The 27,000-nt window shown below is 57.6% G+C and carries 20 protein-coding genes; 4 read left to right on the plus strand and 16 right to left on the minus strand.

From position 1 onward, the window contains the following. The first annotated feature begins 50 nt into the window (after positions 1-50). Together CLU80_RS22480 and CLU80_RS22485 are read left to right on the plus strand one after the other, a co-directional pair. Complete coding sequence (locus tag CLU80_RS22480; protein WP_093441635.1) at positions 51-983, plus strand: lipid A biosynthesis lauroyl acyltransferase; 933 nt, start codon at positions 51-53, stop codon at positions 981-983. A 35-nt stretch (positions 984-1,018) separates the two neighbouring features. Continuing rightward, on the plus strand, positions 1,019-2,203 hold the full coding sequence (locus tag CLU80_RS22485; RefSeq protein WP_093441640.1) for a patatin-like phospholipase family protein: 1,185 nt from the start codon (positions 1,019-1,021) through the stop codon (positions 2,201-2,203). A 121-nt stretch (positions 2,204-2,324) separates the two neighbouring features. On the opposite strand, the gene CLU80_RS22490 is transcribed toward CLU80_RS22485, so the two are convergent. The 8 genes from CLU80_RS22490 to puuE form a co-directional block, all read right to left on the minus strand. Beyond that, on the minus strand, positions 2,325-3,110 hold the full coding sequence (locus CLU80_RS22490; RefSeq protein ID WP_093441644.1) for an outer membrane protein OmpK: 786 nt from the start codon (positions 3,108-3,110) through the stop codon (positions 2,325-2,327). 374 nt (positions 3,111-3,484) lie between these two features. Further along, complete coding sequence (locus CLU80_RS22495) at positions 3,485-4,270, minus strand: outer membrane protein OmpK (RefSeq protein ID WP_099758422.1); 786 nt, start codon at positions 4,268-4,270, stop codon at positions 3,485-3,487. Positions 4,271-4,430: 160 nt separating this feature from the next. Beyond that, positions 4,431-5,783 (minus strand): nucleobase:cation symporter-2 family protein, encoded by a 1,353-nt coding sequence (locus CLU80_RS22500; RefSeq protein WP_099758423.1) that lies wholly within the window; start codon positions 5,781-5,783, stop codon positions 4,431-4,433. A 167-nt stretch (positions 5,784-5,950) separates the two neighbouring features. Beyond that, positions 5,951-7,264, minus strand: coding sequence for a urate hydroxylase PuuD (locus tag CLU80_RS22505; RefSeq protein WP_099758424.1), 1,314 nt, complete (start codon positions 7,262-7,264; stop codon positions 5,951-5,953). Between the two features lie 51 nt (positions 7,265-7,315). Further along, a complete protein-coding gene (locus CLU80_RS22510) occupies positions 7,316-7,819 on the minus strand; it encodes an ureidoglycolate lyase (RefSeq protein WP_034151759.1) in 504 nt (167 codons plus the stop codon). 119 nt (positions 7,820-7,938) lie between these two features. Continuing rightward, the gene (alc, locus tag CLU80_RS22515) at positions 7,939-8,934 is read right to left on the minus strand and encodes an allantoicase (protein WP_007913974.1); all 996 of its coding nucleotides are present in this window, start codon (positions 8,932-8,934) and stop codon (positions 7,939-7,941) included. Between the two features lie 87 nt (positions 8,935-9,021). Next, complete coding sequence (uraD, locus tag CLU80_RS22520; protein ID WP_099758425.1) at positions 9,022-9,537, minus strand: 2-oxo-4-hydroxy-4-carboxy-5-ureidoimidazoline decarboxylase; 516 nt, start codon at positions 9,535-9,537, stop codon at positions 9,022-9,024. After that, positions 9,534-10,460, minus strand: a complete 927-nt coding sequence (gene puuE, locus CLU80_RS22525; RefSeq protein WP_099758426.1) for an allantoinase PuuE — start codon at positions 10,458-10,460, stop codon at positions 9,534-9,536. The genes uraD and puuE overlap by 4 nt, the downstream gene beginning before the upstream one ends. Before the next feature lie 421 nt (positions 10,461-10,881). Between puuE and uraH the strand changes: the two genes are divergently transcribed. After that, the gene (gene uraH / locus CLU80_RS22530) at positions 10,882-11,235 is read left to right on the plus strand and encodes a hydroxyisourate hydrolase (RefSeq protein ID WP_003223171.1); all 354 of its coding nucleotides are present in this window, start codon (positions 10,882-10,884) and stop codon (positions 11,233-11,235) included. A gap of 133 nt (positions 11,236-11,368) precedes the next feature. Here uraH and CLU80_RS22535 read toward each other — a convergent pair whose 3' ends face one another. From CLU80_RS22535 to CLU80_RS22575, 8 genes are all read right to left on the minus strand, one after another. Beyond that, positions 11,369-13,255 carry a hypothetical protein gene (locus CLU80_RS22535; protein WP_099758427.1) on the minus strand — a complete coding sequence of 629 codons (1,887 nt, stop codon included), beginning with the start codon at positions 13,253-13,255 and terminating at the stop codon, positions 11,369-11,371. A 49-nt stretch (positions 13,256-13,304) separates the two neighbouring features. Next, complete coding sequence (locus tag CLU80_RS22540) at positions 13,305-15,149, minus strand: response regulator (protein ID WP_099758428.1); 1,845 nt, start codon at positions 15,147-15,149, stop codon at positions 13,305-13,307. Positions 15,150-15,229: 80 nt separating this feature from the next. Further along, positions 15,230-16,903, minus strand: a complete 1,674-nt coding sequence (locus tag CLU80_RS22545; RefSeq protein WP_099758429.1) for a hypothetical protein — start codon at positions 16,901-16,903, stop codon at positions 15,230-15,232. Positions 16,904-17,150: 247 nt separating this feature from the next. Beyond that, complete coding sequence (locus CLU80_RS30335; protein WP_286079757.1) at positions 17,151-18,995, minus strand: hypothetical protein; 1,845 nt, start codon at positions 18,993-18,995, stop codon at positions 17,151-17,153. 149 nt (positions 18,996-19,144) lie between these two features. Further along, the gene (locus CLU80_RS30340; protein WP_286079758.1) at positions 19,145-22,690 is read right to left on the minus strand and encodes a calcium-binding protein; all 3,546 of its coding nucleotides are present in this window, start codon (positions 22,688-22,690) and stop codon (positions 19,145-19,147) included. A gap of 234 nt (positions 22,691-22,924) precedes the next feature. Then, entirely contained in the window at positions 22,925-23,554 is a 630-nt protein-coding gene (locus CLU80_RS22565) for a LysE family translocator (protein ID WP_038366975.1), read from the minus strand. An 89-nt stretch (positions 23,555-23,643) separates the two neighbouring features. Then, entirely contained in the window at positions 23,644-24,993 is a 1,350-nt protein-coding gene (locus CLU80_RS22570; RefSeq protein WP_007914003.1) for an NCS2 family permease, read from the minus strand. Between the two features lie 289 nt (positions 24,994-25,282). Continuing rightward, on the minus strand, positions 25,283-25,729 hold the full coding sequence (locus CLU80_RS22575; protein WP_093441687.1) for a MarR family winged helix-turn-helix transcriptional regulator: 447 nt from the start codon (positions 25,727-25,729) through the stop codon (positions 25,283-25,285). An 82-nt stretch (positions 25,730-25,811) separates the two neighbouring features. Between CLU80_RS22575 and CLU80_RS22580 the strand changes: the two genes are divergently transcribed. Continuing rightward, the gene (locus CLU80_RS22580; RefSeq protein ID WP_099758432.1) at positions 25,812-26,978 is read left to right on the plus strand and encodes an aminotransferase-like domain-containing protein; all 1,167 of its coding nucleotides are present in this window, start codon (positions 25,812-25,814) and stop codon (positions 26,976-26,978) included. Positions 26,979-27,000 lie beyond the last annotated feature (22 nt).

Raw genomic sequence — 27,000 nt, forward strand, 5'->3', positions numbered from 1 at the left:
CCGGGTCGAACGATGTAGAATGCGCGGCCACTGCATTTACGGAAGCTTTAATGGATCGCCCGCGTTTTCGAACAGCCTTTTTATCGCCACGCTTCTGGCCGCTCTGGTGCGGTCTGGGGCTTTTGTGGCTGATCGTCCAGTTGCCGTATCCGGTCTTGCTGACCATCGGTCGTGTTTTGGGTGCGTTGATGTATCGCGTGGCCGGCGACCGGCGGCGCATCGCCAAGCGCAATCTTGAACTGTGCTTCCCGGAAAAATCCGCCGCTGAGCGCAAACGCCTGCTCAAGGAAAATTTCGCCTCCACCGGTATCGCCTTTTTTGAAATGGCCATGAGCTGGTGGTGGTCGCGCGAGCGTCTGGCCAAGCTGGCCCACGTTGAAGGCCTGGAGCATTTGCAAAAGGCCCAGCGCGAAGGCAAAGGCGTGATTCTGATGGCCGCGCATTTCACCACACTGGAAATCGGCGCGGCGTTGCTCGGTCAGCAGCACACGATTGATGGCATGTACCGCGAACACAAAAACCCGCTGTTCGACTTCGTCCAGCGTCGCGGTCGCGAGCGGCACAATCTCGACTCGCTGGCCGTGGAGCGTGACGACGTGCGCGGCATGCTCAAGCTGCTGCGCTCCGGTCGCGCGATCTGGTATGCGCCGGATCAGGACTATGGCGCCAAGCAGAGCATTTTCGTGCCGCTGTTCGGCATTCAGGCGGCGACTGTGACAGCGACGACGAAATTTGCGCGTCTGGGCAAGGCGCTGGTCGTGCCGTTCACCCAGGAGCGTCTGGCCGACGGCAGCGGTTATCGCTTGGTGATTCATCCGCCGCTGGAAGATTTCCCCGGCGAAACCGAAGAAGCCGACTGCATCCGCATCAATCAGTGGGTCGAGAGTGCGTTGCGTGCCTGCCCCGAGCAGTACCTGTGGGCGCATCGGCGCTTCAAGAGCCGTCCACCGGGCGAGCCGAAGCTGTACGCCAAACGCGGTTGATTCTCCCATCCTTTCAAGCACCATGGAGTGTTGCGATGAGCCCAGCTGAACCGGTCACAGGTTTGATTCTTTCCGGCGGCGGGGCTCGGGCGGCGTATCAGGTGGGCGTGTTGGCGGCGATTGCCGAATTGCTGCCGTTGGGTGCGGACAATCCGTTTCCGGTGATCGTCGGCACCTCGGCCGGGGCGATCAACGCCGTCAGCCTCGCCAGTGGCGCTAGCGACTTTCGCGCCGCCATCGAACGCCTGACCTTGTTCTGGCAGGGCTTTCGCAGCGATCGCGTGCTGCGCAGTGACTGGCCCGGGGTTATCCGTCAGGCCAGCCGTTTTGTCAGCCACAGCCTGCTCGGCCTCGGTCGGCAACTGCCGGTGGCGCTGCTCAACAGTTCGCCGCTGCGCGCTCTGCTAAATGAAAAACTGCACATGCCCGGTATCGCCGAATCGATCGCGCGCAAGCAATTGCATGCGGTGGCGGTGACGGCGTTCGGCTACGAATCCGGGCAAGCGGTGACGTTCTATCAGGGCGGCGGCAAGATCGATTCATGGTTACGCCATCGGCGCATTGGCGTGCCGACGGAACTGACGGTGGAGCACCTGCTCGCCAGTTCGGCGATCCCGTTGCTGTTCGCGCCGGTCAAACTCGGCGATGAATATTTTGGCGACGGCGCGGTGCGGCAATCCGCACCGATCAGCCCGGCGCTGCACCTGGGCGCGAGCCGAGTGCTGGTGGTGGGTGTCAGTGGCAACCCGCGCGGGTTTGATCCGCAGCAGCCGCTGGAACGCGCCTACACCGGGCAACAGCCGACGCTGGCGCAGATTGGCGGGCACATGCTCAACAGCACGTTCATTGACAGCCTGGAGAGCGACATCGAGTTACTTCAGCGTCTCAACCAGTTCAGCCATTTGATGCCCGCCGGCACGCCGACCCGTGAGTTGGGTGTGGCGCCGGTGGAGGTGCTGGTGATCTCGCCGAGCCAGCCGATCGATGAAATCGCGGCACGGCATCGCCAGGAGTTGCCGGCGGCGTTGCGCTTGTTCTTGCGCGGACCGGGCGCGACCAAGACCAGCGGGGCAGGGGTGTTGAGTTATCTGTTGTTCGAGGCGGGGTATTGCAGCGAGTTGATTGATCTGGGGCGGCGTGATGCGTTGGCCAAGCGCGAGGAGCTGTGCCGGTTTCTCGGGATATCCGAAACGGTGGCGTCCGCCTCGAATCTTGTTTGAACCCATTCGCGAGCAAGCTCGCTCCCACAGGGTTCGGCGTCGTATGCGGAATTCGCATTCAACATAGAACCACTGTGGGAGCGAGCTTGCTCGCGAAGGCGTCCTTGCGGACGCCGCCGGATCAGAAGTGGTACTTCACCAGGAAGCTGGTGTTGCTCTGATTGGTCTTGAATGCACCGGTGTCGTCGATGCCGTACTTGTCTTTCCAGTAGTCGTATTCCACACCGACGTACAACTGCTTCTCGCCGAGACGCAGCGCTTTGCCCAGGTCATATTTGATCTGTGGGTTGAAGTGCAGGTTGGCGTGGTACTCGCCCTTTTTGTTGACGTCGTTGTCGCTGACCCAGTCCATGAAACCGTCGATCAGGATGTTCGAGTTGCCAACCGGAATGGTGTACGACCACACCGGGGTGATCTGCCAGACGTTGTCGCCCGCACGTGGGCCTTCGGTGTGGCGCTGATAGAAGTTCAACTGGAAGTAGTCGAAGCCCGGGATGGCCAGGTCGAAACCAGGGCCGATCAGGTAAGACTCGACATCACCTTCACCGAACTCGTAGGTCATCGCCAGCAGTACGTCTTTGATCGGGCCGAATTCGATCTTCTGGTCGAGGATCTTGCCCAGCGACAGGCGCGGGCTGAACTCGCCGTAATACGTGTTGTTGCCGACGCCGCTGTCAGGCTTGCCGTTGTAGAAGATCTTGTCGACGAACAGGAAGTTGTCCCCGTACTTCCACGCATCGGCGTGCTCGAAGGTGACGGTCTGCTGGATGCGCGGGTTGACCTGGAAGTCCTTGCCATAGAGGTAGGTCAGGCTGTTGTTCTGCCACTGCAGCAGGCCTTCGGCCATGGCCTGGCCGCCGGCCAACATCGATCCCGCGAGCATCAGGCTGGTGCACATACGTTTCATTCGGTTGCTCCCAAAGTAGGTGTTCCACGTTATTTTTTTTAAGATCGGCGCTCTGGTGTGGCGCCTTTTTTCGTTGCTGCAAAAACTCATCCGATCGGTCAGCTTCGTTGCTGTTAGCAAGAGCTGAGCCAAGGCTTTCGAAAAGCAAAAAAACACCCGCTCGGCTGCTGAAAAACAGTCGATTGAGTGTGTTTTCGGGATGCCTCGGTACTGACCGGGGCCGGGATATGTTGGCTTTTCGGTCAGGAATTAAATCCGGGCTTTTTTTTAGACCGAATTCAGAAGGCCGCGGAGAATACTGACTCCTCGGCCAGCTCTCAAGTGCCCCGCAACAGAGCACCGACGACAGGTATGGGGCACGGTTGCGGGCCATCTTAGAAATGCACCTTTACCAGCAGGCTGGCGGTGTTCTGATTGGTGTCGAAGTTGTGCGTGTTTTCGATGCCATATTTATTTTTCCAATAGCTGTATTCGGTGCCGACATACAGTTGCTTCTGGCTCCAGCCCAAAGCTTTGCCCAGGTCATATTTGATCTGCGGATTGATGTGCAGGTTGGCGTGGTAGGTGCCGCGTGAGTTCTCATCGTTGTCGACTACCCAATCGAGGTAGCCGTCGATCAGCACATCGGAATTGCCCAGGGGAAAGCTGTAGGACCAGCCGGGGGTGATCTGCCATACGCCGTCGCCGGGGCGTGGGCCTTCGGTCTGGCGGCGAAAGATGTTCAGGGTGACGTAGTTGAAACCGGGCACCTTGAGGTCGAAACCTGGGCCGATCAGGTAGGCCTCGCTGTCGCCTTCGCCATATTCGTAGGTCATGGCCAGCAGGACGTCTTTGATCGGGCCGAACTCGAGCTTCTGGTCGAAGATCTTGCCGAACGAGAAGCGCGGGGTGAATTCACCGTAGAACGCGTGCGGGCCTTTGTTCGCGTCTTCCTTGCCGTTGTAGAAGATTTTGTCGACGAACAGGAAGTTGTCGCCGTACTTCCATTTGTCGGCGTGCTCAAAGGTCAGCGTCTGCTGGATCGATGGGTTGATTGCGAAATTCTTGCCGTACAGATAGCTCAGGCTGTTGGTCTGCCACAGCAGTAAATCGCCGGCCATGGCCTGACTCGCGGCCAGCAGGCCGCCACTCAACAGAACGTTGGTTTGCGTGCGAATCATCTGTTGCTCCCTCTTGTTTTTATTGTTTGAGGCAGGGTGTTGCACAGTCCCTGTGGGAGCGAGCTTGCTCGCGAAAGCGGTGTGTCATTCAACAGTGATGTTGACTGACATGGCCTCCTCGCGAGCAAGCTCGCTCCCACAGGGATAATCAGTAATGCTGTTAATGCGCGTGGCAGTCATTGATCGCCGCGCGCTCTTTGCCGCCGAGAATGTTGAACAGCAGGTTCAGCGTCAGCGCACTGAGCGTTGCCATGGCGATGCCGCTGTGGGTAATCGGGCTCATCCACATCGGCAAATGCGCAAAAAACTCCGGACGCACCACCGGGATCAGGCCCATGCCAATGCTCACCGCGACCAGCAACTGGTTGCGCCGGTCACCGATGTCGGCTTCCTGGAGAATCTTGATTCCGGTCGCGGCGACCATGCCGAACATCGCAATCGCTGCGCCGCCGAGCACCGCCGGCGGAATCGACGCCACCAGAAATGCCGCTTTCGGCAGCAGGCTCAACACGATCAGCAAGCCACCGGCAACGATGGTTACCGAGCGGCAGCGCACGCCGGTCATCTGCACCAGGCCGATGTTCTGCGCGAACGAGGAGTGGGTGAAGGTGTTGAAGAAACCAGCGACAAACGAGGCGCCGGCATCACACAGCAAGCCGCGACGCAGCATGCGCGGGCAGACTTCCTGGCCGGTGATCTTGCCCAGCGCGAGGAACATCCCGGTGGATTCAACAAAGATGATCACCACTACCAGGCACATCGACAGAATCGGTGCCAGTTCGAATTTCGGCATGCCGAAATGCAGCGGAGTGACGAACTGAACCCATGGCGCGCTGGCCATGCCGCTCAGGTCGACCATGCCAATTGCACCGCACAACAAATAGCCAAAGCACATGCCGATCAGGACTGAGATGTTGACCCAGAAACCGCGCATGAAGCGGTGGATCAGCAGGATGGTGCCCAACACCAGAGCGGCGATGGCCAGATAAATCGGTGAGCCGAATTGCGCAGCAGCGGCGCCGCCACCGGCCCAGTTCACGGCCACGGGGAACAGCGACAAACCGATCGAGGTGATGACCGTGCCGGTCACCAGCGGCGGGAAAAAGCGCACGACCTTGGACATGAACGGCGCGATGAGCATGCCGAAGAAACCGGCAGCGATCGTCGCACCGAAGATGCCTTGCAGGCCGATACCGGGCATGCCGGCCATGGCGACCATGCTGCCGACTGCAGCAAAACTGGCGCCCATCATCACCGGCATGCGAATGCCCATCGGGCCTATGCCCATGGATTGCACGATGGTGGCGATACCGGCGACCAGCAGGTCGGCGTTGATCAGGAAGGCAATTTCTTCACGACTCAGGCCTGCGGCCTGTCCAATGATCAGCGGCACCGCGATGGCACCGCCGTACATCAGCAGAACATGTTGCAAACCGACCAGGATCAGTTGCAAAAGGGGCAATCGCTGAATGGCGGGTGCGTCGGGGATGCGCGCTTTGGACAGCTCGGACATGCAACACCTCGGATCTTTTTATTCTTGTGATTGAACAGCTGCCGGGTTGCTCACAGCTGTTTCTTTGCATCAGGTAAAACCGCGTTAAGGCGATTCGCGAGCAGGCTCGCTCCCACAGGAAATGCGCGATCTCTGTGGGAGCGAGCTTGCTCGCGAAGCTTTGTTGCTTAGTTGGTCTGTGCTCCCTGGGCGATCCATGCACCGATCAGGTCACGTTCTTGCTGGGTCATCTGCGTGATGTTGCCCAGCGGCATGATCTGCGTGGTGATGGCTTGCGCCTGGATGCGCGCCGCGTTCTGGCGAATTTGCTCTGGGGTGTCGAACATCACACCGGCAGGCGCCGCACTGAACAACGGGCTGGTCGGTTTGGCCGAGTGGCAAACCGCGCAACGTTCCTGAATCACGTTGTGCACTTTGTCGAAGGCCGGGCCTGTGTTGGAGGCTTGCGCCGGTGCTGCTGCAGGGGCTACGGGTGCAGCAGGTGCCGCCGCTTCAGCCGGTTTCGCGCCACCGCCCAATGCCGTTTCCGGCAGCGGTTGGTACTCGATTTTGGCTGGTGCCTTGGCCACTTCCGGTGCGGTCGACATCGGCGTTGGGCCGGTGACGTAGGCCAGGGTGATCATGCCCACCGCTGCAACCGGCAGAGTCCAGGCAAACTTGTGGCTGTCGTGACGGGTGTTGAAGTAGTGACGCACCAACACCGCCAACACGGCGATCCCGGCGAGGATCAACCAGTTGTACTGGCTGCCATAAGTGCTCGGGAAGTGGTTGCTGATCATGATGAACAGCACCGGCAAGGTGAAGTAGTTGTTGTGACGCGAACGCAGCAAGCCTTTGGCTGGCAGCGCCGGATCCGGCGTGCGGTTCTCGGCAATTGCGGCAACCAGTGCACGCTGCGCCGGCATGATGATGCGGAACACGTTACCGACCATGATGGTGCCGATGATCGCGCCGACGTGCAGGTACGCACCACGACCGCTGAACACTTTGCTGAAGCCATACGCTGCGCCGATGATCAGCACGAACAGAATGAAGCCGAGCAGAGCAGGGCGTTTGCCCAGTGCCGAGTCGCACAGGAAGGAGTAGATGAACCAGCCGAGGAACAGCGAGCCGATACCGATGGCCACGCCTTCAGGGCCGCTCAGGGTGCTGCCCGGAGCCAGCAGGTAGAGCGTTGGGTTGGAGTAGAACACCACGCACAGCAGCGCGATACCCGACATCCAGGTGAAGTAGGCTTCCCATTTGAACCAGTGCAGGTTCTCCGGCATCGCCGGCGGGGCCAGTTTGTATTTTTCCAGGTGATAGATACCGCCACCGTGGATCGCCCACAGGTCACCGGCCAGGCCGGTTTTCGGGTTGACGCGGTTGAGGTTGTTCTCCAGCCAGACGAAGTAGAACGACGCGCCGATCCAGGCCACGCCAGTAATCATGTGAACCCAGCGCACGCTCAGGTTCAGCCATTCCAACAGATGTGCTTCCACAGTCTTTACCTCTCGCCTGTCACTCTTGTTGTCGAGTGATCAGACCTTCTCTTATTGGTGGGGGGCGAGGATCAAACGCTCATCCTCTTTGAAAAAATGCTCATCGCAGTTATTGCCTGTGCCACTGCGATCAACCACCAGGAAGTCATCCCGCTTTTCGATCGTCAGCACCGGATGGTGCCAAACGCCGCGATGGTAATTAATGCCCTGCCTGCCGTTGGTGACGAAGGCGCGGACCAAGCCTGATACAGGTTCATCGCCAACTGGCGCGACCACGATCAGAAAGGGATTGCCGAGCAGCGGAATGAAAGCCTGGCTGCCCAGCGGATGGCGTTCCAGCATGCAAACGGTCAGCGGCATGTCCTGCGCGTCGGCGCGGAAGATGCTGATGATCGCGTTGTCCTCAGGCTGAGCGGTTTCGACCGTCGCCAGTTTATGGAAGCGCATGGTCGAACCGTTGTTGATCATGAAGTGATCGCTGCCGTCGGTTTCGATCACGTCACCGAAAGGGGCGAAGGCTTCTTTGCTCAGCGGTTCAATCGTTAGTGTGCGCATGCTGTTCTTCTTATCCGAATTCTGTGTTGACTGTTCTGACGCCTTCGCGAGCAGGTTCGCTCCCACCTGTGGAATGCAATCCCTTGTGGGAGCGAGCTTGCTCGCGAATGGGTTCAACCTTATTTAGCGACCTTGCCGAGAACGCGCAGGCGGCTCACACCACCATCCGGGAACACGTTAAGGCGGATGTGGGTGATCGGGCCCAGCGCCTTGATCTGCTCGACGAAGGTGTGTTCGGCGTGCATTTCCAGCTTCTGGCTTGGCAGCAGTTCACGCCAGAACAGCGACTGGGTTTCGATCTGGCTGTCAGTACCACCTTTGACGAACGCGCCCTGGATCGAGCAAGTGTCCGGGTAGTTGCCTTTGAAGTGCAGGGTGTCGACGACGATCTTCTCGATCTCGCCCGGGTGACCCAGCGCGACGATGACCCAGTCATTGCCTGGCGTACGACGGCGTGCAGTTTCCCAGCCGTCGCCCATGTTGATGCCACGGCCCGGGTTGAGGATGTTGCTCATGCGGCCGAAGTGTTCGTCGGAGCAGGCGAGGGCGCGGCCACCATTCAGGGCTGCTGCCAGATCGACTTGCTCGTTGTCACCCACAGCGGACCAATCGCGGAACGGAATGCCGTACACGCGCAGACGGGCGACACCGCCGTCCGGGTAGATGTTGAAGCGCAGGTGGCTGAACGCTTGGTCGTTGCTGATTTCGTGGTAGTGGTGGCTGTTGCCCTGCAGCTCGACGGCCGACAGCACTTCAGTCCACTGGGTGTTTTCATCAGGCTCGCCCGACGCCAGGAAGCACGCTTCCAGAGAGGCCGATGGCGGGAAGTTGCCGGTGAAGAATGAAGTATCGATGTCCACGCCTTTGATCGAGCCCGGTACGCCCAGACGGATTACGGCGCTGTCGAAGCCTTCGAAGCGCTTGCGGCGTGATTCCCAGCCGTCCATCCACTTGCCGTTGTCATCGAACACGCCCTCCTTCCATACGGCCGGGGTCGGTTGGAACAGACGATTGGCGTCTGCGAACCAGTCATCGGTGACCGAAATGATTTTGGTGCCCAGACGGGCATCGGCCAGGTTGACGAATTTTTCGAAAGGTACGGCGTAAGCTTTCATTCTTCTTGTCTGCCTTTAAAAAAGTGGCTGGGGATGCTTGCAAGACCCTGGGTACTCTCCGCGTTTGATGTACTCGGGTCTGGCTTGCTAAAGAGTCAGTAAACGGAACAGGGCGATCTTGTTGATCTCCGCCAGCGCGCATTTGAACTCGGTGTCTTGCGAGTTGTGAATGCGCGTTTCGAACGCCGCGAGGATCTGATGCCGGTTGCTGCCTTTTACCGCCATGATGAAGGGAAACTTGAACTTGGCTTTGTAGGCGTCGTTCAGCTCGGTGAAGCGCTGGAACTCTTCGGCCGTGCATTGGTGAATACCGGCGCCAGCCTGTTCATTGGTGCTGGCTTCGGTCAGTTGGCCCTGGACGGCCGCTTTGCCGGCCAGGTCCGGGTGAGCGTTGATCAGTGCCAGCTGACTGGCGTGATCAGCGCTCAACAGGATGTCGCTCATGCGCTGGTGCAGGGTTTCGATCTCGTCGATCGAAGCGTCCGCACCCAGGCCGTAGGCCTTCTCGGCCACCCATGGCGAATGTTCGTAGATGTCGGCGAAGGCGTTGACGAAAGCGTCGCGGCTCAGGGTCGACGGTTGCAGGGTTTGAAAGCGGCTCATTTCGCGGCCTCTTGGTACGGGTGGGTTTCGTGCCAGTGACGCGCGATGTCGACGCGACGGCTGAACCACACCTGTTCATGACTTTTGGCGTATTCGATAAAGCGTTTGAGCGAAGCGAGGCGACCCGGACGGCCGATCAGGCGGCAGTGCAGACCGATCGAGAGCATCTTCGGCGCTTCGGCACCTTCGGCGTAAAGCACGTCGAACGCGTCTTTGAGGTATTCGAAGAAGTCGTCACCCTTGTTGAAACCTTGCACCTGGGTGAAGCGCATGTCGTTGGTGTCGAGGGTGTACGGGATCACCAGATGCGGCTTGCCGGTCGGGTTGTTCGGTTCCCAGTAGGGCAGGTCATCGTCGTAAGTGTCGCAGTCGTAGAGGAAACCACCTTCTTCCATGACCAGGCGACGGGTGTTCGGGCCAGTGCGGCCGGTGTACCAGCCCAGTGGGCGCTCGCCGGTGATTTCGGTGAGGACGCGGATCGCTTCGAGCATGTGCTCACGCTCCTGCGCTTCGTCCATGTACTGATAGTCGATCCAGCGGTAGCCGTGGCTGCAGATCTCGTGACCGGCCTCGACCATCGCACGGATCACATCCGGGTGGCGCTGAGCGGCCATGGCCACGGCGAAGATGGTCAACGGAATGTCGAATTCCTTGAACAGTTTCAGAATCCGCCAGACGCCGGCGCGGCTGCCATACTCGTAAAGCGATTCCATGCTCATGTTACGCGCGCCTTGCAGCGGCTGAGCGGCAACCATTTCGGAGAGGAAGGCTTCGGATTCTTTGTCGCCGTGCAGGATATTGCGCTCGCCGCCTTCTTCGTAATTGAGTACGAACGACAGAGCGATGCGGGCATTGCCCGGCCAGTGTGGGTGAGGAGGGTTACTGCCGTAACCGATCAGGTCGCGTGGGTAGTCAGCGCTCACTGCAGTCTTCCTTCTTATTCGTTGACAGATGGGTGTGGCGGCCTGGCAGGCTGGCGTCACAGCGATGGGCTGATTGTATACAACTTTATTCGCAATTTGTAAGCCTGAATTTTCGCATTTTTCGCCGACTGTCATCTTTTCCTGGTATTGGCGTGAGCCTGCAAGAAACCTGCCTGACCAGTCAGTTAATGGATAGGAGGTGCAATGTATAGGCGTGTTGCTGGCAGAACGCGGGGAAAGCCCCGATTGGCGGGGGTGGTGTGAAAAATGTCGTTTTTATTGTGTACAATTTTTTTGAAAAGTGTCTTAATCAGTCGCTCGCCGCAGCTTTTCGTGCTCCGAATCGGTGCGGTCTCCTTTTTATCTGACTTCGGGAGGCGCGAGGTCTGACTGCTTCCACGCAGGCAGGCGCGCAGAATCAATGGGACGTTTGACAACACACGTTTTGGACGCTGCACACGGTTGCCCGGGCAGTTCGATCAAGGTCGAGCTGTACCGCGTTGAAGGTTCGCACCTGGAATTGGTCGCCAGTGCGATAACCAACAGCGATGGCCGGGTCGATGCGCCGCTGCTGCAAGGCGATGATTATCGTACCGGGGTTTATCAGGTTCAGTTCCACGCTGGCGATTACTACCGCGCCCGCGGCGTTCAGTTGCCGGAGCCGGCATTTCTGGACGTGGTTGTACTGCGCTTCGGCATCTCTGCCGAACAGGATCACTACCACGTGCCATTGCTGATTTCGCCTTACAGCTATTCCACGTACCGGGGCAGCTGACCCCCAAGCAGCTGCCCCCCACCGGGAAGCGACTGCGCATATAGCTTCTTTGGTCTTTCGCCCGCTCACACTGCGGGCTTTTTTATGCCTGAGTAATCTGCCCGCCTGTGCTGCAGAGAACTCCGGAGCTCATTCAGCTGTGTCGGGTGACAATAAGGTTATGTTCGTGAGTGGGGAGAGGCTCGTTGGTGCCCAGCAAAAAAACGATTCTGTTGGTGTGCAAATGCACCATCAACTCGTCTTTGACCTGTACGTCCATGTTGTCGACAAAGACTCTTTTCTTGAGCCAGGCAACTGGATCAGGGAGAAAAACAGTGTTGTTTTGAATCCTGTCCATGAACAGGATGAAAACAGGATCAACCCCCGTTCGCTTGATCAATAAGGCATTCCCCTGGTTGGCGCCGAAATCATGGGCAATGGAGTAGCCGTGTGCGCTAAGAAGATCTTTGAACAGTGTTCGCGTTGTTCGGCGACCCCTTTGGTGTTGCGAGCCGGAGAACAGTTTCGGGTTGAAGTCGATTCTTCGCAGACCTTCAGCGGAAGGTAGCGGCATACGCATGTAGCCATTTACGTCAGTCGCAAGCGGCGAGAGGAGCATCAGCGGGTCGCTCAAGTCTTGACGAGCGACTCTGTTATCGCCCGTGAAAATAGAGCGATTTTCCCAGTACTTGAACGTCTCGAACAATGCACTGATCCCGGACCCTGTCATTTTCTCGGAGTGACTGGCTCGATTGAACATCTCCCGTGCGGCTTTACTTGCAGAGTGATCGGAAAGATAGGGGAACTGATCGCTGACATATTGCGTCAGGCTTTTCTCAAATGGCCGACTCTCCACGATTCTCCATGCCTGACTGTCATGCCCCGTATTGCCCTCCCACTTCACTGCCGCCCTGGGTTGCAACTCAGGATTGCTCAGCAGCAACTGTTCGAAAGCATCGAAACGAGTAGCAGAAAACTGTGGCGGCTTGATGAAGGCAAAGGCGTCAATGGCGTGGCTCGGCTGGTCAAGTATCGCAAAGTGCTTGCCGCCGATTTCGATGGAGTCGCCGGCTGACGGTTTCGTCGTGGTTCCCCAGCCTTTCCATAATTCACTGATGCCCATGAGTACGAAGGGATTGAGAGGATCACTGTCTTCCGGCAGTCGAGGGCGTTTACTTGGGCTCGGGCCGGGCTTTTCTGACCGGGGCAGGGCACGGGAACTGCCTGCTTGTGGAGCTTGTTGTGTATCTGTAGTCGTCTGCAATTTACGGCGCCAGACGAATTGCCCGGGAATCTGCTCGAACGCTATATCCGGCACATTGATCGTTGTTGCTGAAGCCAGTTTGTATTCGCCTTGTTCGTTCCTGCGAACCAGGACGGTTCCTTCGGCGATATCGACATAGGTTTTCCCACGCGGCCCTTTGCGAATACCGTCCAGGGACTCCCGCGCGGCAGGCAGAAGGGTCGCCAGGTGCGGGTCGACGAGGATGATCGCTTGTAGTGGTTCGGCAGTCCGTGGCTGCGCAGACAGACTCCTCTGTCTGGAGTGAGCCGCGTACCACTGTGCCTCGATGCGCCAACGTGACTGGCCGTGGATTTTTTTCAGAATGGGTGGTGTCACGCCCGGAGCCGCGGGCCAGGGAATCTGGTAGTGACCGGCGGTGTTGAGTTCAACCCGGTAATGCCGGCCGTCTTCCAGGTGCGCGTAAATCTGGCCGCCCGGGGCCACGAATAACCCGTCGACGGAATTGTGCGGCTGTAGAAGAGCGGCTTGTAATACCGGCAGGGATATCTCGGCCAGTCTGGCATTGGTTTCGGTGAGCAGCGGATCCGTTATGTAACTCACCACCACGCGTGGGGCGCCTGCCATTTCACTGCCAGACGTACCGGCAGTGGAAGTGTCGGGCAGTTGTTTCGTACCTGGCGCAAAAATGTCAGAACCCTGAGTGTTTTTGAGGCTGCCATTGCCAGCGGCAGATCTGTTGATCGCCGAGGTGTCGGGCGAAGCAGGGCGGACTGTAGTCTTTGTGGGTTTGGTCATTGAAGTGTCTCTAAGCTGTTCATGTTTTTTGGCTGACAGTCCTGCGCGGTCATTGGTCTTTGAAAATGAACAGCGTTGTCTGCCCCAGAACATCTGTCTGGGTGCCGCCGAGCAGGTAGCTGATCTTTTTTTCTGTGCGGTAAGTCGACAAAGGCTTTGGTTCGCTGCTGGATGTTTGCAGCACGACTTCATTGTTCTCAAAACGCTCAGGCCGAAATCGCTGCAGGCGCCCGTCGTTAAGAGGTGGCAGTTTCAGTACGAACACGTGATCGATTTTCTCGCGGTGAAACAACAATTCGTTTTCCGCAAGCGTGTTTGTCGGGTTGCTCACCACGTAACCGTCATCCTCCAGAATCTGCCTGAACAGCCTGCGCAGATTGGCCGCAGTGGGCGTCGTGGCGTACTCGTTCCAGTGGCGAGAGAAGCGCCCGGGATCAAAATCCAGGCGCATCAGGCCTTCACCCAGCGAAGCAGGAATCGCCAGGGTGGGTTCCGGTCCGGACAGAGGGCGCAACATGAGGAGCGGGTCGGCCAGCTCTCGATTCGGTGCTCTGCGCCGATCCCTGTTGGCCCAGTAACCAAACACCTGGTTCATCAGCGCCAGACCAGGGGCAATGATGATTTCCGATCGGTTCGCCTGATTGAACATGGCCCGGGCGAGTGAATTGACGGATTGATCCGACAAGTACTTGAAGGTTCTGGCGATGTACCGGGTGATCGGCATTTCGAAGGGCACGACACTGTCGAGGACCGTCCATTGGTGGTTTTGTTTAACCGCCCACTTTGGCTGCAGCGACGGGTTGTCCCGCAGCATGTATTCGAAGGCGTCATACAGGGCGGGCGAGAACAACGGATGCTGCAGGTAGACCAGTCGCGGGTTGGCATTCAGGTCTTGTTGCATCACCCGGTAATACTGCCCGTCGATCTCGATATGCTGACCCAACGCTGGTCGGACACGGTGTCCCCAGTTTCGCCATAAACCGAAACTCAAGTTGATCGCGTCAGGGTTGTCCGAGAGCAGGCTTTCGGTCAGCGCCCGGGTGGCGTCAGTCCCTTCTTCCTGATGCGGGCGTTTGCTGGGGCCGGCCATGGGGTCCGACGTCTCGGTCGAGGTTTTGCGTTTTTCCTGCGGCGGGCGTTGCGCAGGCAAATCGGTTAGCCCGGTCTTGCGGCGCCACAGTCGCGTCCCGGGAATCTGTTCGAACAATAGAGCGGATACTTCGCGCGCCGTCGCGGAGGTCTGCTGATAGTGACCGTTGGCGTTTTTACGCACCATGACGGTTCCTTCTGCGGTATCGATATAGGTTTTTCGGTGCTTGTCGTAGCGAACGCCGTCCGGTGTTTGCAGGCGGGGGGAGAGCAGGGCGGCGGCATCGGGGGCGAGGTAGATCGGCTGTTCCCCGGGGATACGCTCAGCGGCTGCAGCTGGCCCGTCATTGTCTGGGTTGTGCGCCAGCCAACTGGGTCGTTCGAAGGTCCAGACTGGCTGGCGCTCGGTTTTGATCAGGAAAGGACCCGCCAGATGCGGAGTGAAGTTGAAGGGAATCCGGAAGCGGCCATCGTGATGGATTTCGACCAGCAGATGCCCCGCATTTTCAACATGGGCGTACAGTTTTCCCTCCGGGCTGGTGAACAATCCGCTGTCGGGATCCAGCCGTTGTAGCAGGTGCACTTGATCGGCAGGCCAGCTGATGGAGCGCAGAGCGGCCGCTACCGACACGGGGTAGACGGTGGATGCCTCGTGGACCCGCACCGGCGGTTGACGCACGGAATTGCTCGGCAGGTCTGCAGAGGGTTGGGTGTTTTCGCCGGGGATTCTGGGGACAATGCCAGCGGCATTTGGACGTGTGTCAGGCGCAATAACACCGGCCACACGCTTTGGTGGTTTGACCATTAACTGAATCTCTTGATTTGGATTGTGGGTGTGCAGGTGTCCGGACTTGCGGACGCACCGTTCAGGCGTTCAGCAGCGGCTCAGGCCTCTCTCACAATGAACAGCGTCGGGTAATCAGCGGATATGGGTTGTATACCCCCCACCAGATGGATGACTTCGGTGTGAGCCAACTGCACCTCAAGCGCCTGTTTTTGCGACACGCTGAGCCTCGTCAGATAGGCGGGGTCGATGAGTTCGGTACCTGCGGGTGTGGTGCGAGTAACCTGATTGCCAGCGATGGGTGGCAGCTTCAACACGAATAGAGCGGCAACGCCCGGGCGGTAAAAAATCAATGCACCTTCACTGAGTCGGCGCGTGGTCGGATTAATGCTGTAGCCGTTGTGTTGCAGGATGGTCGCCATCAATCCGCGCAGGTTTCCTGGCGTCGGCGCTGCTGCATAGGGGGCCCACTCTTGAGGAAACCGTTGTGGGTCGAAATCCAGGCGCTGTAATACGGCTGAGTTGTGCGCAGGCAGTGTGAGCAAGCGGCCGCCTGCCAGATGGCCGGGCGATGTCGGCAGTTTTGGCAGCATCATCAAAGGGTCCGCCAGTCCGTGTAGCGGGGGTTCGTGATTCACCCTGTCCAGCCAGTGGCGGAAGGTCAGCGCCATCACCGAAAGTCCATGGGCGTTGATGCCCTGAGGCAGTGAAAGCCGATCGAATACCGCCCGCGCGAGGTTGCTGGTCGCCTGCTCGGACAGATAGTTGTAGGCGGCGGAAACATATTGGGTGGCGGACATTTCGAACGGTGGAGCGTTGTCCAGAACCTTCCATTGGCCTTCGCGTTTCAGTGCCCATTTCGGTTGGCGCGAAGGCTCATGACGCAGCATGTTTTCGAACGCGTCATAGCGGTCCGGTGCAAATCCCGGGTGTTGCAAATAGACCAGTTCGGTATCGGCACTGACACCTTGCATGACGATCCGAAAGTGTTGCCCGTCGATCTCTATCGACTCGCCTGAATCGGGTTTTGTGGACTTCCCCCAGTTTCTCCACTGACCGGCGGAAAGATCCAGGGCGACGCCCGGCTGGGCTAACAGATGTTCGACCAGCGTGCTGGTACCGGTTGCAACATGGCTCTGTTCGTCCCGGCGTTGGCGCTTGCTCTGGCCGGGTATGGCATCGGTCGCTTCGGTGGACAGTGGATTGATTACGGCTGGGTCGCCTTGCTGCGGCGTGTCGATTTCACGCCAGAGTGTTGTCCCCGGAATCTGTTCCACTCTTTGTCCCGTCGGGGTTGATTCCCCGGCATGTGTCTGTCGCCAGCCTTCCGCAGTTTTGCTCACCATGACCATGCCGCCGACCATTTCGACGTAGGATTTCTTGCGTTTGTCGTAGCGAAACCCTTCTTCAGTGCCTGGTTGCAGCTTCAGTCGGGTTGCCGATTCGGGGTCGATATAGACCGGATGCGCTGGTCTTTCGCTGCTGGAAGCACCGGCCAGCGCAGACGGTCCGGTTTCGATGGATTGCTGCCTCACCCAGTCAGAGGTTCGCGCTTCGCTCAATTGGCGATGCCGGGTAAACGGACGACCGACGATGACGCTGGGGCGGTCGGCGGGTGCTTCTGGCAACGCGTGTGATGACGTGGCTTCGGTGTGCGGAGTGGAATGACCCGGTTCACCGGGAAGTGCTGCCAGTGGAACAGGTAAAGGATTGGTTGCTCGGCCAGACGCCTCAGGTGACGCCGTGCGAGGAATTTTCCTGGGTGGTTTTGCCATGGACTTGCTCCGATGAATCGCTGATCAGTGATGCGGCCGGATATTCGGGAAGCGGATTCGATGTGCAATTGCGCGGCATCGTGTTTGCCCGACCCATTGGCTTCAAAGGCGTGATGTTCGGCAAAAACTCGCCACGGCGTGCGGTATATATGTATGGCGATGAGGGTAAGTGCTGCAGGGTGTTTCGAGGCGTTCGAACGTCATGCCGACTCGCGCCGGCAGGGCCGGTGCGAGTCGTAGCGGGATCTCAGCGCTCCCTGAGCACGAACACCGAATCCGGAGTCGACTCAACCTTCAATACGCCCCCGATGAGCCAGACCACTTTGTTTTCCATGGTCGCGGTGGCCAGGGCGTGAAACGCCTCGTTGCCTATCCTGGCCGGCAGGCTGGGTTCTGCCAGTTCATTGCCCGGGGTGTGGGACAGGCCGACATGATCCACCACACCCAGTTTCATGAAATAAATCCGCTCACTGGTTCCGCGCCTGAATACCAGCGTTGGCATGCGGTGTTCGTATGTCAGGGGAAATATGTCATAGCCGCTGCGAACCAACAGGGCGCCAAGCAGGCGTCTGAGGTTCAGATCGGTCGGGTAGGTTTTGTAGTGGTTCCACTCGACGGGAAAATGCTTGGGATCGAAGCTGAGTCGTTGCAGTTCGCCGTCGACCTGGGAGGGTATGCGGATGAGTTTTTTTCCGTTGAAATCGATGGCGGGTGCCACTGCCAGCATGTTCAGCGGGTCGGCATACGCAGGTGCGGTGGGAAATGGCCGTTGTTTCCACTGATGCAGGACTGCCTGAATGTTGACCAGCCCGGTGCCGGTAATCGTCGGTGTGTTGTCCGCGAGTTCGAACAGCCTTCTGGCGACGGCCCGTGCCGTGTCATCAGAGAAATCAGGGAATGTCTTGGCTACCGACTGCGAGATCGGTTCATCGAAGAAACGTTTTCCAGGGTGTATTTCTCCCGGATCGTTACCGATGCGAAATGTTGCAACAGGCTGCATCGAGGGCGCCGTACGGAGCATTTGTTCAAACGCATCGAAGTGTGTTGGCACAAAGTCAGGATGTTGCACAAAGAAGACTTTGGGGTTAGGGGTGGAACCCTTCGGCACCACCGGATAATGAAACCAGCCGAGCTGCACCGACTCCACCTGCGCGGGTTTGTTCAGATGGCCCCAGGGTAGCCAGAAAAACGGTGTTTGCTCGGCTGGAGCGCTGGCATCGAAGGTTATTGGTGCTAGTGGTTGTTCGGGGACGTTGACCCGCGCGCGTTTGCTTGGGCCGGGTTGCGGTTCGTCTGCTTCGGCCATTGGCCGCGACCTGCCTGCAGCGGGATGGTCGGGGGTTGGCAAGTGCGGATGCTTGCGGCGCCAGAGCACCGTTCCGGGAATCTGTTGAAAAAATACATCGGGCAAGTCTCTGCTTGTTGCCGAGGTCAGTTGATATTCACCTTGCAGGTTTTTCCGAACCATGACTGTGCCGTCTGCGGTATCGACGAAGGTATGTTTGAGTTTGTTGTATCGAAGTCCCCCCGTTGAGAGTTCTGCTCTGGTCAGCGTTTTTGCGTCATCAGGCGCAAGGTAGGTGAGGGACGGTGGCGTGGCAGGGGTGTCGGGTCGAGACTGTGTTGATTGCCAGCCAGGGCGCTGGATGTGCCAGCTGGCCTGGCCTTCAATCCTGGTCAGTACCGGGCCGGGAACACCGGGTGCAAAGGTCAGCGGAACGTAATAGTTGCCTTGCAGATCCCGTTCGACGACAAACCGGCCTTCGTTGCCGATTTGCGCGTAGGTTCGTTGATCCGGGCCGGTGAACAGACCCGTGTTTTCTCCGCTTGGTATCAGCTCGTGCAATCGATCCTGTGGCCAGGCGATTGCACTGCGGGCGGCACGGTAGGTATCGGGCATATCACTGACGATGACGACGGGCGGGCGAGTGGTGGCGATACCGGGAGGTCCCGTGGTCGAGTCGACGCCAGGCAGTGCTGATTCAGGCAGGTTTGCAGTGACGCGAGTACCCGAGCCTGACTGTGCAGGTCTGGTTGTAACAGTGGTATCTGCTGCCACTGTCACAGGAACTTTTTTGGGTGGTTTGGCCATGTGAAGTTACTCGTTGAGTGATGATGCGCGGGCACGTAAGTGCCTCAGCGCATTTTTCAGGCGCACTCGTCCGCATCCTGTGGAGATGTTCGGTTACTGCACTTCGGAGTGCGCACGTGGTTATCGGTTTTTGACGGGTGTGTGGCGCGTCAAGCAGGGGGAACAGTCATCAACGGCGGCTGTGCAAAGAGGGTGAGGTCTTGATGGCTGCACCGATTGACCACTTGCAGTGCTGAGTATTCAACGCGAGATTTGTCTCTGCGCAGGATCCAGCCGTGTGCGGGAAAGTTGTAGCTCAGTGCCTCGGGACGGTTGTCGGCGAGCACGATGTTTCTCACTTTGATCTCTTGATTGGCCATTGCTGCAAGGGCCTCGGGCAAGTCTTTTGCCGAGTCGGGGTCTTCAAAGAAGCGGGCATCCAGACCATCCAGGTAAACCCTGTCGAAAGAAAGATCGACGGTATGGACAACCCCTTTCTCGGTAATGACTCGGACCTGATCGATCAGGTCTTCGCTTTCGTACTCCGGCAAATGAATAATGCAGGTGCCGATGTGCAGCTGGTTATTTTCCAGCCTGATCTCGACCTTGCCGAGTTTCGTCGCGTCGAGGTCCCAGGTGGAAGAGTAAGGCAGTCTGGCAGGGGCGTTTGCGAGTGCTCCCGGGGTAGACAATCTGATCGCTATATCGGCAACCAGGTGAATCAGGTAGGTGGAACCAGTACCTTCAAGATTCTGGATCGAGGTTTGCTCGGGATAGGAAAAAAGCGAACCGCATCCCGCCCTGTCGAATTTGAAGGGTTTGGTTTCAGGTAACTCAAAAGGAGTCTGATCTGTGCGCCGTGGCAGTGGTAGTGAGAGCTGCGTCGTCCAAGTATCAAAATCATTCGGATTATGGCTTTCAAGGGGGCAAACATCGGTTTCCGGTGTCAGTTGCAAATTGACCGTGACGCCACCTTTAAAAATGAGCACGACCCGGTAGTTGGGACGTGCGGCCATGGTTCGCAAGATCCTGATCATGTTTCTGGGGGCAAGTCCACCTTCCGCATAGGCGAACAAGCCAAATTTCAGTGTGTTGTGGCCGAAGTGATAAATCAGGTCGCATCCCGCAAAAAGTTCTCCATTTGACTTCTTCTCTCCCGAGGTGAAGTGCGCTTCAACCTGTGTCAGTTCGCTGATGTCGTAATCAAGATGCAGACGAACCACCGCTTCGGCACGTTTCACCAACCGGATTGTCGTGTTTTTCCTGGACCTTGGCAGGTAGTAACTCGCATCACGCTGATGATCGATCAGGCACTCGGGAGCGTGGAGGATAAGGGGGCTTTCGGGTGTTCCTTTTTTTACAACGACGACTTCGATTTCGAGGTTGTGGCCATTTTCGATGCTGTCGGGCAGGTCTGGGGCGTCAGGCAGTTTTAACGAGTAGCCGTCGCCGGTCATGAACGTGAATTTATTATTCTGCAATACGAAGTTGTTCGCGTCTTTCTTATACAGGCCTTGAATGATCACAACACTTTTCGGGTCGTCCGCAAATGCGAACCGGGAACTGATGATCAGCGCGCCATTCTCGATTGCCCAGCTTTCGATCAGTTCGTATTTCCAGTTGAGCAAAACAATACTTTCTTCTGTGCCGTCTTCGATGATGGCAATACGGCCTGGTTTGTGGTCAATGATGTATTCGTCAATGCCAGCCTCACCCGAGGCTGTTGCTCCGGGATATGTCAGATGGATTTGATCATTTCCGGGCCCCGCATTGATGGTGTCCTGGCCGCGCGAATTAATGATGTTGCGTTTATCCGAACCGGTCACAACACTGATGGCCCCGCTGACCGTTTCAACATTCTCGATACTTTCCAGAAGGCTGTGGAGAGTATATTTTTCACCCTCTTCTACAGACGGATCGGTTGCGATTACCTGCAGGGTTTGGGCCAGCAGATCGACGTCATAGCCTTTTCTATCGGTGCGGCGTGTGTAATTGCTTCCAGCCAGAACAAGCGTATCGTTGCCTGCGCCGCCTTTCAGTGTTGAATACTCAGAAATCTGGGCATCCTGTACAAGCAGATCCCCTGCACCCTCGAACACGAAGCGGTCGTCTTTCTCACCCCCGGTCAGCTGTTTTTTTCCCGATCGGTAGTGAAAGCTGTTGGGTTTGTTTTCAACGCCCTTGATTGAGTCCTGGCCCTCGCTGATGAACCAGAGAATGCCCTTGTTTTCGCCAACCGTACCCAACTCTGCACCAGGCGTATCCTTGGAAACCCCGTTACGGGCGTCAATGATGTCATCGCCTCCCTTGATCTCGGGAACCTGGATCGTTTCCCAACTGTCTCGTTTGGTCCACCAGTTACGCTTGCGCACTCGGGAGGGTTTGAGGTGGACTTCAAACTTGCCATTAACGATGGCTTCGGTTGTGTCCTTTAGTTGCCCATCCAACAGTTTTCTGGCTGTTTCTTTTAATTGTTTCGCGTGTTGGAGCATGGTTTTTGCCAGCAGATAGCGGTTTTGCACGGCCTGGTCAGGGTCCATCATGCAGAACGAAAACCAGCCTGTGCGCCAGCGCTCGTCCAGCGTCAGTTCGATGTAGTCATCAATGTCGTCGACCACGCGTACCGCGCCATAAATTTGCGATCCGATGGCCAGGATTGCTCCAGCTGCAAGCCCGACCGGGCCTGCAAATGAAAAGCCTGCCAACGCTGCCGCACCGAGGATGATCGTCATGGCGGCGCTGGTAATACTCAATCCAGCGCTCACGTAATGGTCCATGGCTTCTTTTCCGACGGCATTTTCAGCGGCATTGATCGATCTGACAGCGGTGAAGATATCGAACGGCAATGTCAGTGCGCCGCCGATCAAACCGCCGGAGCGACCCAGCCTCAGGGCAAACCGGGTTTTGGCAAAATCCATAAGGGCGCCTTGCCCGGCCGAGAGCATATTCGACGCAATTTTGCTGACGGCGATGTCAACAACAATGGAACCCACTTCCGTACCAATACCCAAGCTGTTGATGGCGACTTCGGTGGTGTTGTTTGCTTTGATAGCATCCACCACACCGCGTAAACCCATGAATATGCCGAAAGCTTGGATGCCGACACTCGAACCGAGCGCGGCGTAACTTTTCGCCAGGGACACCCAGCGAGGATTATGTTTGGGCAGGTTTGCGTGATACAGATCCAGTTTCTGTGCGGAATCCAGTAGTTTTACCAATTTGCTACGGTAGTTACCTTCGTCTGTAGAAGCTTGCGAACTTTCTCTTATCAGGTGAGGGGCCGTCAGTGGGCGTTCGCTGGCCATTTCGAAAAGCAGTGTCGTCAACAAATAACTGTCCTTGCCTGTTGACGATTTCATATGGTGTTCAATGTCGACAGCACTGAACTGCAACGCGTTGATGAAAGATCGCTTGGGTACCCGGAAAAAGGTGCTTTTGCCACTCAGTGGTTGGCCGTCAAACGTGGCGCCCAAGGCATAAAGTGACACTCGTGTTATTGAAATATTGCCGATTTGCAGCGGGCCGAATACGGAGTCGACTATTTTCAATTGATCGACTTTGCTTTTTACTTTGATGCTGGTTGTTTCATCAGTTTCGGGTTTGAAGTCAATGGTCGAAGCATGATGTTCATTGCGCTCGAAACGCATGTCGGCGATGACGACGGCGTCGGTGATCTCTGCAGTTTCCAATGACGCTTTACGTATCAGGGTGGCCATGTGAACTTCCTTGTTCTGGCGGGTTTTTATTTATTTGAGTCGTGATAGTACGGTCGCCTTTTGAACGATGTACATCAACGGGTTGTTGCTGTGTATTGCGCTTGAGGGATGCAGTTGTTGCGGCGGGGAGATGTCGCGAGCAACACGAGCGGTCGCTGCGAATGCCATCCCTGACTTGAGTTTTTCAAGTCAGGGATGGCTACAGATAAATAAAAACTTTGTGATCCAAATGTCTCAGTGACTGCTGAGCAACGATGCCGCGCCGGCGCCTCCGAACAAGCCGGCACTGATCCGGTTGAACCAGCTCTGTCCTTTGCCACTGCGCAAGTAACGCGCTGCGCCGTGGGCTCCGAGTCCGTAGGCCAGTTTGCACAGCAGATCCAGCAGAGTCCAGGTGGCGATCATCACCAGCAACTGCGGCAGGAAGGGCTGTTCGGCGCTGAGGAATTGCGGCAGGAAAGCGGCGAAGAACAGGATGTCTTTCGGGTTGCTGGCGCCCAGTACAAAGGCGCGCCCGAACAACGCGCGAAACCGTGGAACGGCGGCAGCTTGTGGCACAACGGCGCCGACCGATGGCTGGCGCGATTGCTGCCAGCTCTGCCAGGCCAGATAGAACAGATAGAGTCCGCCGACGATTTTCAGGGCACTGAACAGTTGCTCCGATGCCAGCAACAAGGCACCCAGCCCCAACGCCGAAGCACTGAGCAGGCAGATAGAGGCGAATACGCCACCGAGAAATGCCGGATAAGAACGGCGCAACCCATAATTCAGACTGTTGCTGATCATCAACAACGACAGTGGCCCCGGAATCAGAATCACCACCAATGCAGCGCCGCTGAACAGCAGCCAGGTTTCCAGACTCATCACTTTCCTCCTTTTTTGTTGTACTCAAGAATGTGCAAAAGCCCCACCCGATTGGGTGAGGCTGTGTTGAAGCTTGAACCGCGTGACGCTTACAAGAAGATGAACTTGGCGATGAAGATCGCGCAGAGCACCCACAGGCTCACGGAAATTTCCTTGTACTTGCCGGTACCGGCCTTCAACGCCACGTAGGTGATGAAGCCCAGCGCGATGCCGTCGGCGACCGAAAAGGTCAGTGGCATCATGATCGCGGTGACGATGGCCGGGATCGCGTCAGTGGCTTCGTCCCATTCGATGTGGGCCATGCCGCCCATCATCAGCATCGCCACATAGATCAGTGCACCGGCGGTGGCGTAAGCGGGAATCATGCCGGCCAGCGGTGCGAAGAACATCGCCGCTATAAATAGCACACCTACGGTGACTGCGGTAAGACCAGTCCGACCACCAGCGGCTACGCCAGCGGCACTTTCTACGTAACTGGTGACTGGCGGAACACCGACCACGGCACCGAACACGCTGGATGCACTGTCGGCTTTCATCGCGCGGGAGAGGTTTTCGATACGGCCGTCAGCATTCACCAGATTGGCGCGCTGGGCGACGCCCATCAGCGTGCCGGCGGTGTCGAACATGTGCACAAAGAGGAAGGCGAGCACCACGCTGATCATGCTGACGTTAAACACGCCGGCGACGTTCATGGCCATGAAGGTCGGAGCCAGGCTTGGCGGGGTCGACATGATCCCTTCGTAGTGCACGATGCCCAGGCCCCAACCGGCCAGGGTCACGGTGATGATGCTGATGAGGATTGCGCCGAAGACTCGGTGGTAGCTGAGGATCGCGATCATCAGAAAGCAGATGGCCGCGAGCAGTGGGCCAGGTTCGCGCAGGGAGCCGAGTTTGATCAGTGTGGCCGGGCTATCGACGACGATACCCGCGGTTTTCAAGCCGATCAGGCCAAGGAACAGGCCGACACCGGCACCCATCGCAAAGCGCAGGCTGACTGGAATGCTGTTCAGCAGCCACTCGCGAATTCGCGAGAAAGTCAGGATCATGAACAGCACACCGGAGACGAACACCGCACCCAGTGCAGTTTCCCAGTTGTAGCCCATGGTGCCGACCACGGTGTAAGTGAAGAATGCGTTGAGGCCCATGCCCGGCGCCAGACCCACTGGCCAGTTGGCGTACAGGCCCATCAACAGGCAGCCCAGCGCGGCGGCGATACAGGTGGCGACGAAGGCTGCACCGTGATCGATCCCGGCATCGGCCATGATGTTCGGGTTGACGAAGATGATGTAAGCCATGGTGATGAAGGTTGTCAGACCGGCAATCAGCTCGGTCTTCACCGTGGTGCCGTGCAAGCTGAGTTTAAACAGACGTTCCAGCAAGCCACTGCGTAATGGCGGCGAGAGGTCCAGCGTCGATGCTTCGGATTTGCGGCTTTCCACAGCGAGTACTCCTCAAGAGTTTTATTGTTATTTCCAGGGCCGGACCCATGAGGGGTGGCAGCGGCCCTTTGAGGCATACGCGAATTTGTTGACCATGCGGTCAGGAACTCGCACGCTGTGGATTATGCTTTTGTGTACAAATAAAGCAAATATTGTTTTTGGTTTTGTTTACGAAAGTTCCGTCGATAGCGATATATCGCCTGCACTGGCCCCTTCGCGAGCAGGCTCGCTCCCACATTTGAAATGCCTGCCCCTGTGCGCGAGCTTGCCCGCGAAGAGGCAGTCCCATTCAATCGAGAGCCGTCTGACTTTTCCCCAGTGCCATATTCACCGCCAACCAGCCATTCACCGCCGCCTCGCCAGCCTCGGCAAACACTCGCTCCAGTAATTTCACCTGCTCACGCCGCAGCGCCTGTTCAAACTTCGCGCCTTCGGCCGTCAATTCCAGCAGACGCTTTCGCTTGTCGGCCTCGGACGCCACGCTGTCGACCAGATGCATTTCCTGTAACTGCCGCAACGGCATGTTCAAGGCCTGCTTGCTCACGCCAAGCAATCCCAGCAATTCCTTCACGCTCAAATTCGGGTATCGAGCGATGAAAAACACAATTCGCTGATGTACCCGCGACAGCCCGCGGCGCTCGAGCATTTCATCAGCCTTGGCGGTGAAGGCTTGATAGCCGAAGAAAAACGCTTCCATCGCCTGTTGTTGGCTCGCGGGGTTTTTAAGGTCAAGCATATTGACGTACTCGCTCAAGCTGTCGTAATTTCAGTCAACCAGTTTGACTCATTTTTCCCATGCCTCGCTACCGGTGACTTCCATGGCTTTTTCCGAACGTGTCGCGCGCCTTAAAAGTTCTTTGATCCGTGAAATCCTTGCCGCCGCCCAGCGTCCGGAGGTCATGTCGTTCGCTGGTGGCTTGCCGGCCGAAGCGATGCTGCCGAAGGTCGAGTGGGCTGACATGCCGCTGTCGCTCGGCCAATACGGCATGAGCGAAGGCGAACCGGCATTGCGCGAAGCCTTGGCAGCGGAGGCGAGGGCGCTGGGCCTGGAGTGCACCGCAAGTCAGGTACTGGTGGTCAGCGGCTCGCAGCAAACCCTCGATCTGGCGGCCAAGCTGTACATCGACAAGGGCACGGAAATTCTGCTTGAAGCGCCGACCTATCTCGCTGCATTGCAGATTTTCCAGCTGTTCGGCGCCGATTGCCTGACCGTGCCGCAAGAAGCCGACGGCCCGAATCTGGCGCAATTGCGCAGTCGTCTCGAACAGCACCGGCCAGCGTTCATCTACCTGATCCCGACGTTCCAGAATCCGTCCGCCGTGCGTTACAGCGAAGCCAAGCGTGCAGCCGTAGCGGCATTGCTCGACGAATTCGGCGTCACCCTGATCGAGGACGAACCCTACCGCGAGCTGACTTTCGATGGCGGCAGCGCCAAGCCGATTGCCGGGCGTCTGCAGAAGGCGAGCTGGATCTACACCGGCACCGTGTCGAAAACCTTGTTGCCCGGTTTACGCGTCGGTTACTTGATCGCCAGCCCGGACCTGTTCCCGCATCTGCTCAAACTCAAGCAATCGGCAGATCTGCATACCAACCGCATCGGTCAGTGGCAGGCCCTGCAATGGATCGGCAGCGACAAGTATCAGCAGCATCTGAGCGAGTTGCGCGGCTTCTATCGGCAACGGCGCGATGCCTTCCAGGCGGCGCTGGAAACGCACTTTGCTGATCTGGCCGACTGGAACATGCCGCAGGGCGGGCTGTTTTTCTGGCTGACGTTGAAGCAGCCGCTGGATACGCGAACGTTGCTCAATGAGGCGTTGGCCAATGACGTGGCGTTTATGCCGGGGGAGCCGTTCTTTCCGGATCCGGATAACAACCTTGGGCATTTGCGCTTGAATTTCAGCCACATCGATCCGGCACGACTGGATGAAGGGCTCAAGCGATTGGCGGCGGTGGTGCACCAGGCGCTGCTAGAGAAAGCGGCCTGAAAACAAATAAACCGGCTCGAGG

It is taken from the genome of Pseudomonas sp. 29 (genome assembly GCF_002754355.1).
In the GTDB taxonomy this organism is placed as follows: Bacteria; Pseudomonadota; Gammaproteobacteria; order Pseudomonadales; family Pseudomonadaceae; genus Aquipseudomonas; species Aquipseudomonas neuropathica.